16 protein-coding genes are annotated in these 16,280 nt (G+C 63.5%); 10 read left to right on the top strand and 6 right to left on the bottom strand.

Annotation, left to right across the window (positions count from 1 at the left end):
• Nucleotides 1-53: 53 nt before the first annotated feature.
• Nucleotides 54-1,346 (top strand): siderophore utilization protein FsrB, encoded by a 1,293-nt coding sequence (gene fsrB / locus F8237_RS33410; RefSeq protein ID WP_151650273.1) that lies wholly within the window; start codon nt 54-56, stop codon nt 1,344-1,346.
• A gap of 74 nt (nt 1,347-1,420) precedes the next feature.
• Here the strand turns inward: fsrB and F8237_RS33405 are convergent, their stop codons facing one another.
• The 4 genes from F8237_RS33405 to F8237_RS33390 all read right to left on the bottom strand — a co-directional run bounded on the left by F8237_RS33405 (nt 1,421) and on the right by F8237_RS33390 (nt 4,859).
• Nucleotides 1,421-1,834 (bottom strand): BA14K family protein, encoded by a 414-nt coding sequence (locus F8237_RS33405; RefSeq protein WP_151650272.1) that lies wholly within the window; start codon nt 1,832-1,834, stop codon nt 1,421-1,423.
• A gap of 207 nt (nt 1,835-2,041) precedes the next feature.
• Nucleotides 2,042-2,980 carry an SMP-30/gluconolactonase/LRE family protein gene (locus F8237_RS33400; protein WP_151650271.1) on the bottom strand — a complete coding sequence of 313 codons (939 nt, stop codon included), beginning with the start codon at nt 2,978-2,980 and terminating at the stop codon, nt 2,042-2,044.
• A complete protein-coding gene (locus tag F8237_RS33395; RefSeq protein WP_151650270.1) occupies nt 2,977-4,149 on the bottom strand; it encodes a M24 family metallopeptidase in 1,173 nt (390 codons plus the stop codon). The genes F8237_RS33400 and F8237_RS33395 overlap by 4 nt, the downstream gene beginning before the upstream one ends.
• Nucleotides 4,150-4,199: 50 nt before the next feature.
• Nucleotides 4,200-4,859 carry a GntR family transcriptional regulator gene (locus tag F8237_RS33390; protein ID WP_151650269.1) on the bottom strand — a complete coding sequence of 220 codons (660 nt, stop codon included), beginning with the start codon at nt 4,857-4,859 and terminating at the stop codon, nt 4,200-4,202.
• A 227-nt stretch (nt 4,860-5,086) separates the two neighbouring features.
• On the opposite strand from F8237_RS33390, the gene F8237_RS33385 reads away from it, so the two are divergent.
• From F8237_RS33385 to F8237_RS33355, 7 genes are all read left to right on the top strand, one after another.
• On the top strand, nt 5,087-6,103 hold the full coding sequence (locus tag F8237_RS33385; protein WP_151650268.1) for a TRAP transporter substrate-binding protein: 1,017 nt from the start codon (nt 5,087-5,089) through the stop codon (nt 6,101-6,103).
• 76 nt (nt 6,104-6,179) lie between these two features.
• Nucleotides 6,180-6,689, top strand: coding sequence for a TRAP transporter small permease (locus F8237_RS33380; RefSeq protein ID WP_151650267.1), 510 nt, complete (start codon nt 6,180-6,182; stop codon nt 6,687-6,689).
• 58 nt (nt 6,690-6,747) lie between these two features.
• Nucleotides 6,748-8,028: a TRAP transporter large permease gene (locus tag F8237_RS33375; RefSeq protein ID WP_151650266.1), complete on the top strand. Its 1,281-nt coding sequence runs from the start codon at nt 6,748-6,750 to the stop codon at nt 8,026-8,028.
• A 32-nt stretch (nt 8,029-8,060) separates the two neighbouring features.
• Nucleotides 8,061-8,543 carry a type II 3-dehydroquinate dehydratase gene (locus F8237_RS33370; protein ID WP_151650265.1) on the top strand — a complete coding sequence of 161 codons (483 nt, stop codon included), beginning with the start codon at nt 8,061-8,063 and terminating at the stop codon, nt 8,541-8,543.
• Between the two features lie 12 nt (nt 8,544-8,555).
• Entirely contained in the window at nt 8,556-9,212 is a 657-nt protein-coding gene (locus F8237_RS33365; RefSeq protein ID WP_151650264.1) for a hypothetical protein, read from the top strand.
• Between the two features lie 100 nt (nt 9,213-9,312).
• Complete coding sequence (locus tag F8237_RS33360) at nt 9,313-11,034, top strand: FAD-dependent oxidoreductase (RefSeq protein ID WP_151650263.1); 1,722 nt, start codon at nt 9,313-9,315, stop codon at nt 11,032-11,034.
• Between the two features lie 147 nt (nt 11,035-11,181).
• Entirely contained in the window at nt 11,182-12,009 is an 828-nt protein-coding gene (locus tag F8237_RS33355) for a hypothetical protein (RefSeq protein ID WP_151650262.1), read from the top strand.
• Here F8237_RS33355 and F8237_RS33350 read toward each other — a convergent pair.
• Together F8237_RS33350 and F8237_RS33345 are read right to left on the bottom strand one after the other, a co-directional pair.
• On the bottom strand, nt 11,966-13,045 hold the full coding sequence (locus F8237_RS33350) for an AI-2E family transporter (protein WP_162006320.1): 1,080 nt from the start codon (nt 13,043-13,045) through the stop codon (nt 11,966-11,968). The two genes, F8237_RS33355 and F8237_RS33350, sit on opposite strands and share 44 nt — an antisense overlap.
• 74 nt (nt 13,046-13,119) lie before the next feature.
• Complete coding sequence (locus tag F8237_RS33345) at nt 13,120-14,292, bottom strand: APC family permease (RefSeq protein ID WP_244626042.1); 1,173 nt, start codon at nt 14,290-14,292, stop codon at nt 13,120-13,122.
• A 202-nt stretch (nt 14,293-14,494) separates the two neighbouring features.
• Here F8237_RS33345 and F8237_RS33340 point away from each other — a divergent pair, with 202 nt between their 5' ends.
• Both F8237_RS33340 and F8237_RS33335 read left to right on the top strand, forming a co-directional pair.
• Complete coding sequence (locus F8237_RS33340; RefSeq protein ID WP_151650259.1) at nt 14,495-15,316, top strand: universal stress protein; 822 nt, start codon at nt 14,495-14,497, stop codon at nt 15,314-15,316.
• 110 nt (nt 15,317-15,426) lie between these two features.
• Complete coding sequence (locus F8237_RS33335) at nt 15,427-16,263, top strand: universal stress protein (RefSeq protein WP_151650258.1); 837 nt, start codon at nt 15,427-15,429, stop codon at nt 16,261-16,263.
• Nucleotides 16,264-16,280 lie beyond the last annotated feature (17 nt).

The following is a 16,280-nucleotide window of genomic DNA, read 5'->3' as shown; positions in this document are numbered from 1 at the left end:
ATGCCCGGGCTTGTCGCGGCCATGACGACGCGGAAGTTGCGTGAGATAAGGCGATGAGAGCGATATTCGGCAAGCTGCATCGCTGGGCGGGACTGCTGACGGCCGGCTTCCTGTTCTTCTCAGGCATCACCGGCGCGATCATCTCCTGGGACCACGAGATCGACGACGTCCTGAACAGCCATCTGTTCGACGTCTCGACCAAGGGCCCGGCGATTCCCTCGATCGAGCTGGCCGGGATGATCGAGCAGCGCGATCCCCGCGCGCGCGTGGTCTACCTGTTCATGACGCCGGAGCAGGGGCACTCGCTGTGGTTCTTCGTGATGCCGCGGATCGATCCGGTGACCGGCAAGCGTTATGCGATCGACTACAACCAGGTCTTCCTCGATCCCAACACGGGTGTTGAGCTCGGCCGGCGCTATTGGGGCGCGGTGTGGCCGGTGACGCGCGAGAACCTCGTCTCGTTCCTCTACAAGCTGCACTACACCATGCACATTCCGGAGTTCTGGGGCAGCGATCGCTGGGGCATGCGCGTGCTCGGATTCATCGCGATCATCTGGACCATCGACTGCTTCGTCGGTTTCTATCTGACGCTGCCGTCGCGGCGCGGAGCCAGGGCGGCGCGGGCGCCTGCCGTCACGCGCCAGCTCGAGCGTGGCTTCTGGGCGCGCTGGGCGCCGGCCTGGACCATCAAGACCTCAGGCAGTGCCTACCGGATCAATTTCGACATCCACCGCGCCTTCAGCCTGTGGACCTGGGGCGTGCTGTTCATCATCGCCTTCACGGCGTTCTCGCTGAATCTGTATTTCGAAGTGTTTTCACCGTTGATGAAGATGGTGTCGAACTACACGCCGACGCCCTATGAGCAGCGGCCCTACCGCGACCTCGACGATCCCATCGAGCCCAAGGTCGGCTTCGCCGACATCGCCGCGCGGGCTGCCGCCGACGGCAAGAGCCGAGGGTGGACCGTCCCGGTCGGCTCGATCAATTACGGCCCGGCCCATGGCGTCTATGCGGCGGCCTTCTTCCATCCCGGCGACGATCACGGCGCCGGCGGCGTCGGTCCCGCACAGCTCTATTACGACAGCGAGGATGGCCGTCCGCTCGGCGAACGGCTGCCCTGGGTCGGCACGGCTGCCGACATCTTCGTGCAGGCGCAGTTCCCGCTGCATTCGGGCCGCATCGTCGGATTGTTCGGCCGGATCCTGATCTCGATCATGGGCCTGGTGGTGGCGGCCCTCTCAGTCACCGGCGTGGTGATCTGGTGGCGCAAGCGCAGGGCACGTATTCGCGTGCGCGAGACTGCCGCACTACGGCTCAGCCGGCAGCAACTCACACCGGCGGAGTAGGGCTCACGCAAGCCACCGCCAACTCGACCACCAGCACGACGATGGTGGCCGAGCGCGTGAACGATGTTGCATCCTCACGGGCAGGGATGTCGCAGGCCGTCGTAGCCGAGATAGGTGCCGGAATACGGGTCGTAGGACCTGAAGCGTTGCGCGCAATAGCCGACCGCGTCGCCATCGACATAGGGGGGCGGAGCGACATAGGCCGGACCATAATAGCCCGGAGGGTAGCCGTAATAGCCGTAGGGCTGCGTGGCGCCAATAATTGCCCCGCCGATCAGCGCGCCGGCGATTCCTGCACCAATTCCAATGCCCGCACCACCATGATAGTGGCCACGCCAGCCGCGGCGATATTGCACTGTCTCCACCGATGGTGCCGCCGCGCCGCGCAGCATCAGCGCGGAGGTTGCCGGCGCCGCCGCGAGAGGCGCGACAAACCAAGGTGAGGACGCGACGACGAACGCAAGAAGCACAATCCTAGACAACTTCATGACAACTCTCCAAATGCACGTCCGGGCCACGCAGCTCTCTTCAGCGCAGCCGGCATCTCTGCAACAATGATCCGAGAACGCCTGCGTGACTTGATCCAGCGCAACGAGAGCACGTATCGATCAAACAAATTTGGTTTTACCGATCAGAAACATTCGCAACGCAATGCGCATGAGCGGGAGGCTACGTAGAGATAGCCGGACACGATCCTAGGTCCGAGCGCGAGCATGCGTGCTGCTTTGGTCAACAATGCCGCTGATCGAGAACCGGTGCTCTGGAAGGCCTTGCGCGACGCCGTGAATGGCAAGAACTTGACCGGCCTGAGGCTCGATGCTCAGCCGCTGCGGATCCAGAAATTTTCTTGCCGTCGTCACGAACAGTGTTTTGAGGTCATCTCCGCCGAAGCACAGGCAGGTCGGATTGGTCACGGGCAGCGGGATGATGGTGTCGATCTGCCCGTCCGGGCGATAGCGCGCGATCCGGCCGCCCGAGAAGAACGCCGTCCACAGCCCGCCGTCAACGTCGACGCAGGCGCCGTCCGGTCTCTCTCCGGAAGCGCTATAGTCGGCAAACAGGCGCCTGTTATCGATCACGCCGTCATCGAGATCGAAGTCAAAGGCCCAGGTACGGAATCGCCGCGTATCCGTGAAATAGAGCGTGCGATTGTCGGGCGCGAATGCGATCCCGTTGGTCACGATGACGTCGCTGAACACGCGCTTGACCTGACCGTCTCCGGTCACCTGATACAGCGAGCCGTTCGGTCGGTGCAGCTGATTGTCCATGGTGCCGATCCACAGGCGACCGCGCGCGTCCACGCGGCCGTCGTTGAGGCGGTTGTCGGGGCCGTTCTCGACCTCGCAGAATTGATCGGGACAGGCGTCGACAGACGAGCGACGGGTGACACGCAGATCCTGCGCGAGCAGATGCGAACCATCCGCCGTCAAGGCCTGGCTGCCGAGGAATTGGCCATCATGGGAGGACACGTGATGGGCGCCCGTGGCCGGGTCGAAGGATTGATGAAGCCGGCCGTCGATGTCGACCCACCACAGCTTGCGTGACTGGTCGCACCACAACGGCGTCTCGCCAAGGATATCCGTGCTGGCGACCGCGATCTCGACTCGATGTACGGGGATCGAATTCATGGTCATTCTGGAATACGGTTCCAGCCCCGCGCGCCGTCGCCAAACGCCTGATAGCCGTCCGCGGCGACGGCGATGGTATCCTCCAGCTTGATGAAGCCCCGTCGCGGATGAGCCAGCGTGGTCTCGATCGAGATGACCATGCCGGCTTCGAGCGGCGCGTCGGCGTCGTCGGCGGGATAGGGAATGGGGCCGCTCGACGTCAGGCGTGGCGCTTCATGGCTGACGATACCCATGCCGTGGGCGACGAAATGCATTTGCTTGCCGTGGGCGGATCGCGCCAGCGCGTCGTTTGCGGCGGTGTAGATCTCGCCGCCGACAAGACCCGCCCGTATCGGCGCGCGGGCCGCTTGCTGGATCATGTCGACGTCCGCGAGCAGGTCGACGAGTTCGGCATCGGGCGATCCATGCACGGCCATCCGGCAGAGATCGCCGATGTAACCCCGGTAGTTGCCGCCCGAATCCAGCGAGATGATGTCGCCCGGTTCAAGACGCTGGTCCGAGGGAGCGCGGTTGAGACTCGTGCCTATGGTCACGAGGGCATATTCGAAGATCATGTCGCGAGACAGCTCGGCCTGGCGCAGATGAGCGATGATCTCGCGCTTGCTGTGTCCGGGTTGGGCGCGGCTGACCACGTCCAGCATGGAGGCGACCACCCGTTCGGACGCCTCGCGGAGGATCTCCAGCTCGGCTGCGGTCTTGATGGACCGCAGCTTCTCGAGCGGGCGCATCGCCTCGACAAAATGGCAATTCGGGAGCTCCTTGCGCAGCACGTCGGCGGCATCGGCCGGCAGGAACGACATCTCGATCCCGATACGAAACCCAGACGTCGCGATGGCCTTCACATGCTTCAGTGCCAGCGTCGCCGCCTCGACCGAGGTTGACGATCCGAACACGACCGGCGGCATCCAGTATCCGGCGTCCGTCCTGTTCTGGACGCTGTCCCGCTCGTTCCGGTTGGCGATGTAGGCCGACTTGTCCGGCGCGCCCTTCACATAGACGAAGACAGGCAGAAACCGGCTGACGCCGATCGCTTCCATGTAGTCGAACTGGAAGTGATAGTAGCCGCCGAGAAGGTACTGAATGTTGTGCCTGGAGGTGACGATCAGGACGTCGATGCCTGAAGCGTCGAGCAGGCCGTCAAGCCTGGTCGTGGAGAATGGAATCCTGGGCGGCATTGATCGTTCTTTTTCGTCGACGATTTGATCTTCTCGGCAGGAGAGGGCGGTCAGCTGTCCTTCCATGAGGACAGCGCATGCGCGACGCAGCCATTGATGTGGTCGCTGAGAACGGTCCTGGCGCTCTTGATGTCCCGCTTCAGGGCGGCTTCCAGCAAGGCCTTGTGCTGGTTGATCGTCTCCGCGCCCCGATAGCGCAGCGCATAGCGGAAATATTTGTCGAACACGACCGAGTGGGTCTGCATCAACTCGCGCGACCCGCAGCTCGAGATCAAAGCCTGATGGAATTCGCCGTCATAGCGCTTGCGCAGCTCGGGATCGTCGCCCTCCTTCAGCACAGTGCGTTCGGTCGCCGCCAGCTTGTGATGCGCGGACACGACGCGGCCCTCCCACTCGACGTCGCCGGCGCGGAACGACTCGGCCATCGCATGATGCTCCAGCAGGATGCGCAAATCGGCGAGCTCGCGCAGGTTCTGGATCGAAATGGGCGCCACCTCGAATCCGCGCTGGCCTTCGGCAACCACAAAGCCTTCGGACGTCAGGCGATTGAGGATCTCGCGCAGCGTCGAGATGCTGACGCCGTAATCCTCCTTCATGGCATCGAGCCGGAGACGCCCCGAGGGCGTGAGCACCCCGAAAATGATGTCGGAGCGAATGCGCTGATAGCCGCTGTCACCCGCCGACATTGGCCGTTCCTCAAGTGACGTCATGCGCTTCTCGTCCCGCTTGTCCGGATCGCCAGCCCCCTGCGGCGGCCGAACCATCAATGTTGCCAGCAATATAGCAGAATGAATGTATCTGACGTCTATAGAAATCTCATATGAAATGGATATTGTCGTTTGACACGGAAATATATGTATGATGTCTAAATAAGCTGAGGGTGCGGAAAATGATGGCTTAAGCCGCCGTTCGCGCCCCGGAGAACAGCGAGGAAACGATGAGCTTGTTGGTACGGGCGCTGTCGGCGACGGCGATCTGCGTGGCGCTGACGGTCGGCGCATCCGCTCAGGACGTTCAGGAGCGGACGATCAGGTGGGGCCACCTGAACAACACCGATCACCCCGTCAGCTTTGGCGTGCAGAAGTTTGCCGAGATCCTGCTGGCGAAGAGCGGGGGCAAGATGAAGGTCCGCGAGTTCGCGGCCTCGCAGCTCGGCAACGAATTGCAGCAGCAATCCGCGCTGCGCGGCGGCACGCAGGAAATGCTGTCGGCCTCGACGACGTCGTTGGCGACCGTCGTGCCCGAGTTCGGCCTGATCGATTTCCCGTTCCTCTTCAACACGACCGAGCAAGCTGACGCGCTCGCGACCGGCAAATTCGGCGCGGCGATGCTCGATACGCTGCCCTCGAAGGGGCTGACGGGCCTGGGATATTGGGGGCTGGGCTTTCGCAACGTCACCAACAGCACCCGCCCGATCACCAAGGTCGAGGACTTCGGCGGCCTCAAGCTTCGCGTGATTCCGAACCCGGTCTATCTCGAGAGCTTCAGTGCCTTTAAGGCCAATCCGGTCCCGATGGCCTTCGGTGAGCTGTATTCGGCGCTGGAGACCCGCACCGTCGACGGCCAGGAGAATCCCTACACGGTCATTCTCTCCAACAAATTCTACGAAGTGCAGAAATACGTATCCGCGACCAACCACACCTTCACCCTGAACATCATCCTGGTGAGCAAGGTGTTCTGGGACAAGCTGTCGCCGACCGAGCAGCGCCTGATGCGCGAAGCCTACGAAGAAAGCCGCGGTTATCAGAAGGAGCAGACCCGCCTTCAGACCGAGAAGGCTCTGGCGGAACTGCAGGCCAAGGGCATGCAGTACAATGCGATCGCCCCTGAAGAAACCGACCGCATGCGGAAGGCGGTGCAACCCGTCGTGGACAAGATTTCAGCCAATCTTCGCGCCGATACCGTGAAGCTCTTCAACGAAGAAGTCGAACGCATCCGCAAGGACGTGAAGTAACCGGCTTCTCCAATACGCAAGGCAGCGGAGCCGGCCACTGGCCGGCTCACACCCCTCACTTGCCCGGACGTCACGCATGGCGCGAGCTCTCGATCTCTATTGTACGTTCCTGAAGGCCGTTATCGCCGCATGTCTCGTCGTCATGGTGGTGCTGGTGTTCGGCAACGTCGTCCTGCGTTACGGCTTCAACTCCGGCATCACGATTTCCGAGGAGCTGTCGCGCTGGCTGCTGGTCTGGCTGACCTTCCTCGGCGCCATCGTCGCGATGCGCGAGCACGCCCATCTCGGCGTCGACACCCTGATCCGGAAACTGCCGGCTTCCGGCAAGCGCATCTGCTTTGTCCTCAACTACTGCCTGATGCTGTTTGCCGACTGGCTGCTGCTTTCCGGCAGTTGGCGGCAGACCATCATCAATCTCGACGACCGCGCGCCGGCCACGGGCCTTTCGATGGGCATCTTCTACGCGGTCGGCGTGATCTTCGGCGCGTCGACCGGGGTCATCCTCCTTTACGACCTCATCCGCGTGCTCACGGGACGGGCAAGCGAGGCCGACATGGTCGCCGTCAAGGAATCGGAAGAGCACTGATGTCTCGTCGAATCTTGCAAGGCTGCGCTCACATCCTGCAATCCACCGGGATCGCGTCATGACGATCGCCGTCTTCACTGTCTCGCTGCTCGGCGCCATGGCGCTGGGCATGCCGATCGCCTTTGCACTTATCGTCTGCGGCGTCGCCCTGATGAGCACGATCGACATGTTCGACGCCCAGATCGTGGCGCAGAACGTCATCAACGGCGCGGACAGCTTTCCGCTGATGGCCATTCCCTTCTTCATGCTCGCCGGCGAGATCATGAACAAGGGAGGGCTGGCCAGGCGCATCGTCAACGTTGCGCTCGTTGCGGTCGGGCATTTCCGCGGCGGGCTGGGCTACGTCACGATCCTCGCATCCTGCATCCTTGCGTCGCTGTCGGGATCGGCGGCGGCCGATGCGGCGGCGCTCGCGGCCCTGCTGGTGCCGATGATGGTGGCTGCGGGGCACAAGAAATCCTACGCGGCGGGCCTCGTCGCCGCAGGCGGCATCATTGCCCCCGTCATTCCGCCCAGCATCGGCTTCGTCATCTTCGGCGTCGCCGCCGGGGTCTCGATCTCGAAACTGTTTCTGGCCGGCATCGTGCCCGGGCTGCTGCTCGGCGCAGGCCTCTGCATGGCGTGGGCGTGGGTGGTGCGGAAAGAGAACCTGACGCCGCCGCCACGGGCCTCGTGGTCGGAGATCATCAAGGCCGTCGTCGACGGCTTCTGGGCGCTGATGCTGCCGGTCATCATCGTGGTCGGCCTGCGTTTTGGCATCTTCACGCCGACGGAAGCTGCGGTGGTCGTTGCCGTCTACTCCTTGTTCGTCGCGACCTGCATCTACCGTGAACTGAAACTATCGCAGCTGTACGCAATCTTCGTCTCCTCGGCCGTGACGACGAGCATCGTCATGTTCCTGGTCGCTGCGGCGCTGGTATCATCCTGGTTGATCACCGTGTCCGAGATCTCCGCCCAGGTCGTGACGCTGCTGAAGCCCTTCATGGGCAACAACACGCTGCTGATGCTCGCGATCATGGTCGTAGTTGTCATCGTCGGAACGGCGCTCGACATGACGCCGACGATCCTCATCCTCACGCCGATCCTGATGCCGATCATCAAGGCGGCCGGCATCGACCCGGTCTATTTTGGCGTCCTCTTCATCATCAACAATGCCATCGGCCTGATCACCCCGCCGGTCGGGATCGTGCTCAACGTCGTCTGCGGCGTCGCCAGGATCAGCATGGAGGACATCATCAAGGGTGTCTGGCCCTTCATGATCGCGCAACTGATCGTGCTGCTGGCGATGGTCCTGTTCCCGGGACTGGTGACGATCCCCGCGAAATGGTTTGGTGGCTAGTTGCAACGGAAACGACAGAAGGACACGTGAAAATGGCCGCTCGGATCATGATCCTCAACGGACCCAACCTCAACTTTCTCGGCATCAGGGAGCCGCACATCTACGGCCGGACGACGCTGCAGGAGATCGAGGCGAGCTGCCGGGCCCTGGCCGATCAGCTCGGCGTCTCGATCTCGTTCCATCAGTCCAACATGGAGGGCGAGCTCGTCGGCCTGATCCAGTCCGCCCGTGGCAACGCGGACGCGATCATCATCAACCCGGCCGGCTACTCCTTCACCTCGATCGCGCTGATCGATGCGCTGAAGATCTTCGAGGGGCCGAAGATTGAGCTGCATATCTCGAACATCCATGCGCGCGACGAGCTGCACCGCCATTCGATCACGTCGGGTGCCTGCACATCGGTGATCTGCGGCCTCGGTCCGTACGGCTATCTCGCTGCGCTGCTGGCGGCCGTCCAGCGGCTCGGACAATTGCCCGACACGATCCCGGCGGCGTTGCACGGGCTCAAGACGTAAGGGGGACGCGGAATGCGCGGAGCAGGATTTCTGGCCATCTGGAGCGACGTCGAGGCGCATGACCTGATCGACTACCGGCACTGGCTGACACGCGAGCACACCACCGAACGCGTGACCACCAGGGGCTTCCTGGCCTCGCGCGTGTTCCGCGCCGCGCGCGACGACATCAACCGCTTCTTTATCCTGTACGAGCTCGAGACACCCGAGGTGCTCGATGGCGCGGCCTATCTGGCGCGCCTGAACGCACCGACGCCGTGGTCGCAGCGCATCATGCCGAAGCTCGGCAACTTCATGCGGGGCGGCGGCGTGATGGTCGCGCGTGCCGGCCGGGGCGAGGGCGCCACCATCATGGCGCTGCGGATCGAGACATTGCCGAAGCACCCGCAAAAACTGGCTGAGGCGCTGGTTGCGTGCGACGGGATCGCCGCCGTGCAGATCGGCACGACCGACGAGGCGCGGACATCGGTGCCGACAGCCGAAAAGGGCATGCGGAAGGACGAGGGTTTTTTCGCAGGGCTTTTGCTGATCGAGGCGCTCGACGTTGCCTCGTTGCAGGGCGCTTTGCAGCAGGCGCGGGCGATTGCATCCGACGTGCTCGGCCGGGCGAGCGAGCCGGAAGTCTATCAGGCCATGTTCGCGCTCGACGCCCGCATCGCGGATTTCGGCTGATGGCGGCATTCTCGCTTGCCGCCCCGACCGCGCTCAAGCTCGCGCCGCACGAGCTGGTCGAGAGGGCACGCGCCGCGTCGTAGGACAAGGAGAGATCGGGATGCCGCAAGTCGATCGCGCCTTCGACGTCGAGACCGATCTCCTCGTCGTCGGTGCAGGTGCGGCCGGCATGACGGCCGCACTGGTGGGCGCGCTCGAAGGGCTTCAGGTCATCCTTTGCGAAAAGTCGGACATGGTGGGCGGAACGACTGCGACCTCCGCCGGCACGGTCTGGATTCCCGGCAACCGGCAAGGAGAGCGTGCCGGCACGCCTGACACGGTTGCGGCCGCGCGCACTTATCTGGCCGCGATGCTCGGCGAGCATGCCACAGACCAGCGCCTCGACATGTTCCTCGAGGCGGGGCCGATCGTGCTCGATTATCTCGAGCAGAAGACGAGCGTGCGGTTTGCGGCGCCACCGGTCCATCCTGATTACAAGAACCTTGCGGGTGCCGCGATCGGCGGTCGCGCACTCGGGGCCATTCCGTTCGACGGCCGCAAGCTCGGCCACGACTTTGCACGCGTCAGGCCGCCACGCCGGGAGTTCATGGTTCTCGGCGGCATGATGGTCGGGAAGGCAGACATTCCGGCGCTGTTGGCGCCTTTCGGCAACTTGACGAATTTGCGGCACGCCGCCGGTCTTCTCGCCCGGCATGCGCTCGATCGCATCAGTTACAAGCGCGGAACGCGCCTGATCATGGGCAACGCGCTTGTCGCAAGACTGTTCGCCGGCATCCGCCGAGCCGGAGTCGATCTCCGATTTGAGACGGGACTTCGAGACATCATCTGCGATGGCGATGCGGTCGTCGGTGCCGTGCTCTCGTCTCCGGCCGGAGAGCTGCGCATACACGCCCGCAAGGGCGTGGTGCTGGCAACAGGCGGCATCGGCTGGAACCGTGAACTTCGCGAACGGCTGTTTCCGGAAGCCGCACGCCGCTACTCGCTGGCGCCCTCGTCGAACACGGGCGACGGCATCCTGGCAGCCGAGCGCATCAACGCCGACATCGTGTGCGATCTCGACAGCCCGGCGTTGTGGATGCCGAGTTCTGTGATGGCGCAAGCGGACGGTCACGTCTCGGTCTTCCCGCACATCATGCTCGATCGCGCCAAGCCGGGACTGCTTGCCGTCAACCAGACGGGCCGCCGTTTCGTCAATGAAGCCGACTCCTACCACGACTTCGTGGCAGCGATGCTGCGCTCGAACGCGTCGGCCTCCGCAGCAGCACCGGCGTTCCTGATCTGCGATCGAACCTTCATCAGGGATTTTGGCATCGGGCTCGTTCACCCCGGCACCAAAAATCTCACCGCGTTCCTGCAGGCCGGCTATTTGATGGAGGGTGAAACCATCGAAGCGCTGGCGCACAAGATCGATGTTGACGGCGAAGGGTTTGCCGAGACGGTGGAGCGATATAATCGCTACGCCGAAACCGGCATCGACGACGATTTCGGCCGTGGCTCGAGCGCATTGAACCGCGTCAACGGCGATCCCCTGACCAAGCCCAATCCCTGTCTGCGGCGGATCGGCCCGGGACCGCTCTATGCCGTCGCTGTATGGCCGTCGGACCTTGCCGGCAGCGCCGGCCTGCGCACGGATTCCCGCGCCCGCGTGGTGGCTCACGACGGGAAGTTTCTTCCCGGACTGTATGCAGTCGGGACCGATTCATCCTCCATCTTCCGCGGCACGTATCCTGGACCAGGCACAATGATCGGCCCCGCCATCGTATTCGCCTGGTGTGCCGCCATGGACGCCGCAGGAGCGCTACGCAGGTTTTCTCTTTCCTGAAGGCTGGCTCACCCGGGTCATGCCCAGGTCTTGCCACGTCGCGTCCAGCATCGTAGGCCTGAGCCGTCCGCTCGGCCTTCGCGGATGAACCTTGCTGCCCGACCGCGGCACAAAGACCGGAAATTGCTCGATGTCCACGGACATGTCATGAGATCGCTTGCCTTGCTCTGCCTGCTCGCCTGCACCACACCCGCCTATGCGGCCACGCCGGAACAGCACTATCTCGACCTGCGCGATCGCTACATCACCAAGTTCACGAAAGCTGCGGGGAACGACGAGACCCTCAAACAGCACAATGCTGCGCTGAGGGAGTTGACAGGCCTGCTGCGTGGCCTGGTGGGACCGGTCACGATCAAGGGCCTGCCGGCCGAGGGCAAATCGAATGTCGACACGCTCTACAAGGACGAATCGGGATTCGGTCATCTCGACGGGCTCGGTTTCGCCACCGAGGGCGACAAGCTGCAAGCCGTGGTGACCACGACCAGTTTGCTCAAGCACTGGCTTGCCGAGCACCGCGAGGACGGAATGCCGCAGGAGATCGACGCGGCATTCAGGTCGGACCGCTTCTATTACTACGCGATCCAGGACGCGGCCTTCGCCAAATACGCCGAGCTTCCGATCACAAAGCCTGCCTCAGCAAGTGCCGCGGTTGCCGTGCTGGGCGTGCGCGGCAACGGCGATCTGAAGGGACCACCGACGGAAATCGACATCGTCGCAATTCAGGGCGACAAGGTCTTCTTCCTCGCCACAAGCGATGCCGTGAAGACGGCGGAAATCCCGGCCTGCGAAAAGGTCTGGAAGCAGATGATGGCGCGGCCCGTCAACAAGAAGGACCCACGCGGCGATATCGTCCGCGAAGACCAGGCCATGGACGCCTACACGAAGTGCTTCGCCAAGGAAGCGCCAAGCCAGGTCTGGTTCGCGGCCGCCGTCAAGAAAGCGCAACGCCAGCTGGACCTGCTGCCGCTGCGGTAGCTTTGCCACCCTCCAGTGGTTGCGGCGATGCGTCGATCGGGATGGTCGCCCGGCCGCGCCAGACTTGCAACAGAGTGAGGGTGACCGCGAGCAGCAACGGGCCGAGCACCACGCCCGGCGTCCCCATGAAAACCAGCCCGCCGACGACGGCGATGAACGACAGCATCGTGTGCATCCGAAGCTTGCGGCCGACCAGCATCGGGTAGACGACGTTGTCGACGAGGCCGACGACGAGAGTCCCCCAGACCGTCAGGATGATCGCGGACGTGTAGGAGCCCCCCAGCGCAAGAAAGACAGCCGCCGGCGCCCAAATGACGAAGGCGCCGAGAAACGGGACGATTGCCAGAAGCGCCATCAACACGCCCCAGAACACGGGGGCGGGCAGGCCCAGCCACCAGAACATCAGGCCCCCGAGCCCGCCCTGCAGTGCCGCGACCGCGATGGTCCCCAAGACCGTGGCGAAGATCGTATCGGTCACACGGTCGGCAAGCTGCGCGAATTCAGACTCCGAGAGCGGCAGGTGCAGCCGCGCGGCCTCCGCAATCGCTTCCCGGTCACGCAGCAGGTAGAACAGGAAGTAGAAGGTGAGCAGCAAATTGGCAATTCCGGAGAAGGAGGCGCGCAGGACGGAGCCGCTCCAGGTTGCGAGTGCGGACGTCGCCGTTCGAATGAGATCCGGAAAGTCCACCTTGTCATGGATCCATTGCAGCGCCGGAGCCAGCCAATGATGCTCGCCCATCAGACGTGTCCAGTCTTCGGCGTCGAACATCGGCACGACGAGTGTCGCGCTTCGGACGGCCTCGTTGAGCAACGTCCCGGCGACCAGGATGGCAGGAACGACCACGATGCAGGCGGTCACCAGCACCGTGATCAAGGCCGAAAGGCTGCGGGATTTGAAGCGATTGCCGATGGCGATGTCGAACGGCGTAAACAGCACTGCGAGCGTCGTTGACCAGACCAGCGCGCCCAGGAACGGCATCGCCATCCATGCGCAGACGGCAACGCCCAGCACAATGGCGGCCGCGAGAGCGGTCACAGCCGGCTTTCGAGCAGTAGAGTCTTGAGCTGGAAGCATGGGTCGAAATTGCCTGTTCTTTTCCTTGAGCCACGCTAACGCGTGACGAGCGCGTTGCCCATCATCAGCACGCATGTGGCGAGACCGAACCATGGGACCCACAGCGGGACGCGCACGATCGAGGTCCCCGATTGAGCTTGTCGCGACCGAACCCGCAGCAGAGACAGGTTGACGAAGGCGAAGATGCAAAGCGTTGCAAGCGAGGTGCTTTCAGCCAGGGGTTCCAGCGGGAATGTCAGCGCGAGAGCCGCGACGGCGAGCATCACCAGTCCTGTCGCAACCAGCGGCGTCCCTGTTCGCAAATGGACGTCTCCAACTCGCCGAGGCAGGTCACCTTGCTTCGCCATGCCATAGGCGACGCGCGCTGTCATGGTGATCTGGGCAAGAATGGTGTTCAGCGTCGAGACGATCGCGATCACGTTGAACGTGGTCGGGCTTATCCCCGCGACGAAGCCGAACACAAGGCTCAACGGAGCAGGGGAGGCCGCCAGGACGCCCGGCGGCACGGCACTGACCGAGATCGCCGCAATCAGGACATAGAGCACCGACGTGATCAGCAGTGTCAGCGCCATGGCCCACGGGATATTCCGTTGCGGATTCTTGGCCTCCTCCACGACGTTGGCGAGGTCCTCGAAGCCGACAAAGGCGAAGAAGGCGAGCAGGCTGGCAAAGGTGATTCCGGAGAGAATGCCGACGTCCAGCGGCGGCGGCGCAAACAGAGCCGGCGTGAACGAGAGGCCCGACTGGACGGCCGAAACGATGATCCACACCAATCCTCCCGTCTCGATCAACGTCAGAAAACCAGCGAGCATCACCGATTCGAGAATGCCCCAGGCCGCGACCGCCCCCAGGGCGATGACGATCGCCACGACGATCAACGGCGTCGGCAGCTCGATCAGCTGCCTGATGTAGCCCGCACCGCCAAGGGTCACCGCGGCGGCTGCAATGATCCCGGTGGCGAGCCTCAACGATCCGACGGCCGTAGAGAGAATCCGGGAGTCGAATGCGGCGCGGACGTAGGCGGCCTCTCCGGCGCTAACGGGATAGCGGCTCGCGAGCTCCGCATACGAGGCGGCGGTGAAGGCCATGACAGCGGCCGCCAAGGCGAACGCCCACGCGGAATAGCCCCCCGCATGGCCCGCGACAGCGCCGACCAGGACGTAGATCCCGGCCCCCACGGTGACCCCCGTGCCATAAAGGACCAGCAATGGCAGCCCGATCCGCCGCCGCAATCCCGCCTGAGGTACGATTGGTTGTTGCGGTACAGCTTCCATTTTTCATCAGTGCGAGCGACGGCCAATGCCTGCAGCTTATATCAGCGAGCCTGCCGCAGGGCCGCTTGATTTGGGTCAAGCGGCCGGGCGCGGGAGGTGCCAGAGAGGAGCAGCGTCAATAAGCGGAGCAATGTCAATGACGATCGCGAGCGTGATGGTCTATGTCGATCCCGAGCAGCAGGCAGAAGGTCAGGTCCGTGTCGCGCGGGACGTTGCAAACAAGTTCGGGGCCGCTCTGATCGGCGTTTCCGCCGTCGCGGTCGAGCCGCCGATCGTTGCGGAGGGCGTCATCATCCGGGAGACGACCGCGGACGATCTGAAGCGGATCAAATCCGGGCTCGCCGACAAGGAGCAATGGTTTCGCAGCGTGGCCGGACTGCCGAAGGAGCGGGTCGAGTGGCGCTGCAGCGTGGACTATCCGACCGTATTCTTGGCCGACGAAGCCCGATCGGCCGACCTGGTGGTGATCAAGCGGACGCAACAGAGCGTCAATCAATTCCACTTCGTCGATCCGGCCGAAGCGATGATGCGAATGGGGCGGCCGACACTGCTGGTGCCAGATCATGTTCCGGCACTCAGTGCCGATCGCATCCTGGTCGGCTGGAAAGACACGCGAGAGGCGAGACTGGCCGTGCGCGACGCGCTGCCGTTCCTTGCGAGAGCTTCGCAGGTGACCGTGGTCGAGATCTGTACATCGGATGACCAGGACGCAGCACGGCACCGGGTCCGCGACGTGGCGAAATATCTGCAGCGCCATGGCGTGAAGTGCCAGGTCGATGTGCGCGTGCACATGGCCGAGGCTGATGCCCACCAGCTCGTGCGCGTGGCCAAGGAAGACGGCGCCGATCTGATCGTTACCGGAGGCTATGGCCACAGCCGGCTCGGCGAGTGGATGTTCGGGGGCATGACTCGCGGCCTGCTGAACGAGGCGCCGGTCTGCGTGATGATGTCGCATTAGCGTGTTACACAAGCCAGCCGGTTGCCTGGCAGTCTAGAATCGGCTTGCGGGCCGATGTGCTGATCGTATCGCGGCTCGCCAAGCTGGGAATTGCATTTCTGGAGACTTCGATGGCCATCAAGGACGTCCTGCTCACCCTGACCAGCTATCCAGATCCGACGCCGGTTTCGGTGGTTGACCTTGGCGTGTCGCTGGCTTCAGTCCTTGGCGCCCACATCACGGCGATCTCGTGCGAGGTCCATGTGCAGGTTCCCGGCAGTTTCCTGTCCGGCGCCGGTAATCTCGGAGCGATCGTGGCCAGCGAGGCGCGCAAGAGCAAGAGCAACGCGCAGGATCTGCTTGCGGCCTTTGAAGCGGCCGCCCGGAAATCGGACGTGCTGCACGAGATCATTCTCGAAAATTGTCTGACATCCGAGGTGCCGGACCTTCTGGTGGAATATGCGCGGCTGCGGGATCTCACCATCGTGCCGGTGCCGGAATCCTACGACCAATGGCATGCTGAAGCGATCATCTTCGGAGCAGGGCGACCGACCCTGGTCGTTCCGGAAGCTCCGGCCGCGCGGCCGGTCGAACTGAACAGGGTCATCGTCGCCTGGGACTTCAGCCGTGCCGCGGCGCGTGCGGTCTCCGATGCCATCCCGATCCTGGAGAAGGCGCGCGAGGTCTGCGTACTTACGGTCACCAACGAGAAGGCCATTCCGAGCCGACGCTCGGCGTCCGAGCTCGCCAAGAACCTGTCGCGCCATGGAATCGAGGTGGTCGTCGAGGAGGTCGATGCCGCGGGACGTGCCATCGGCGACGTTCTCGCAGCGCAGATTGCGGCCCGCAGGGCGGATCTCCTGGTCATGGGCGCCTACGGCCATTCCCGTTTCCGGGAATTCGTGTTGGGAGGCGCGACCCGGAGCATCCTGACGAGGCCGCCGATTCCAGTGCTGTTCTCCCACTGATCAGCAACGCGTCTCGC

The sequence above is a fragment of the Bradyrhizobium betae genome (assembly GCF_008932115.1).
GTDB lineage: Bacteria > Pseudomonadota > Alphaproteobacteria > Rhizobiales > Xanthobacteraceae > Bradyrhizobium > Bradyrhizobium betae.
The sequence above is the reverse complement of the archived record's forward strand: the minus strand, read 5'-3'. Positions and strand labels throughout refer to the sequence as shown.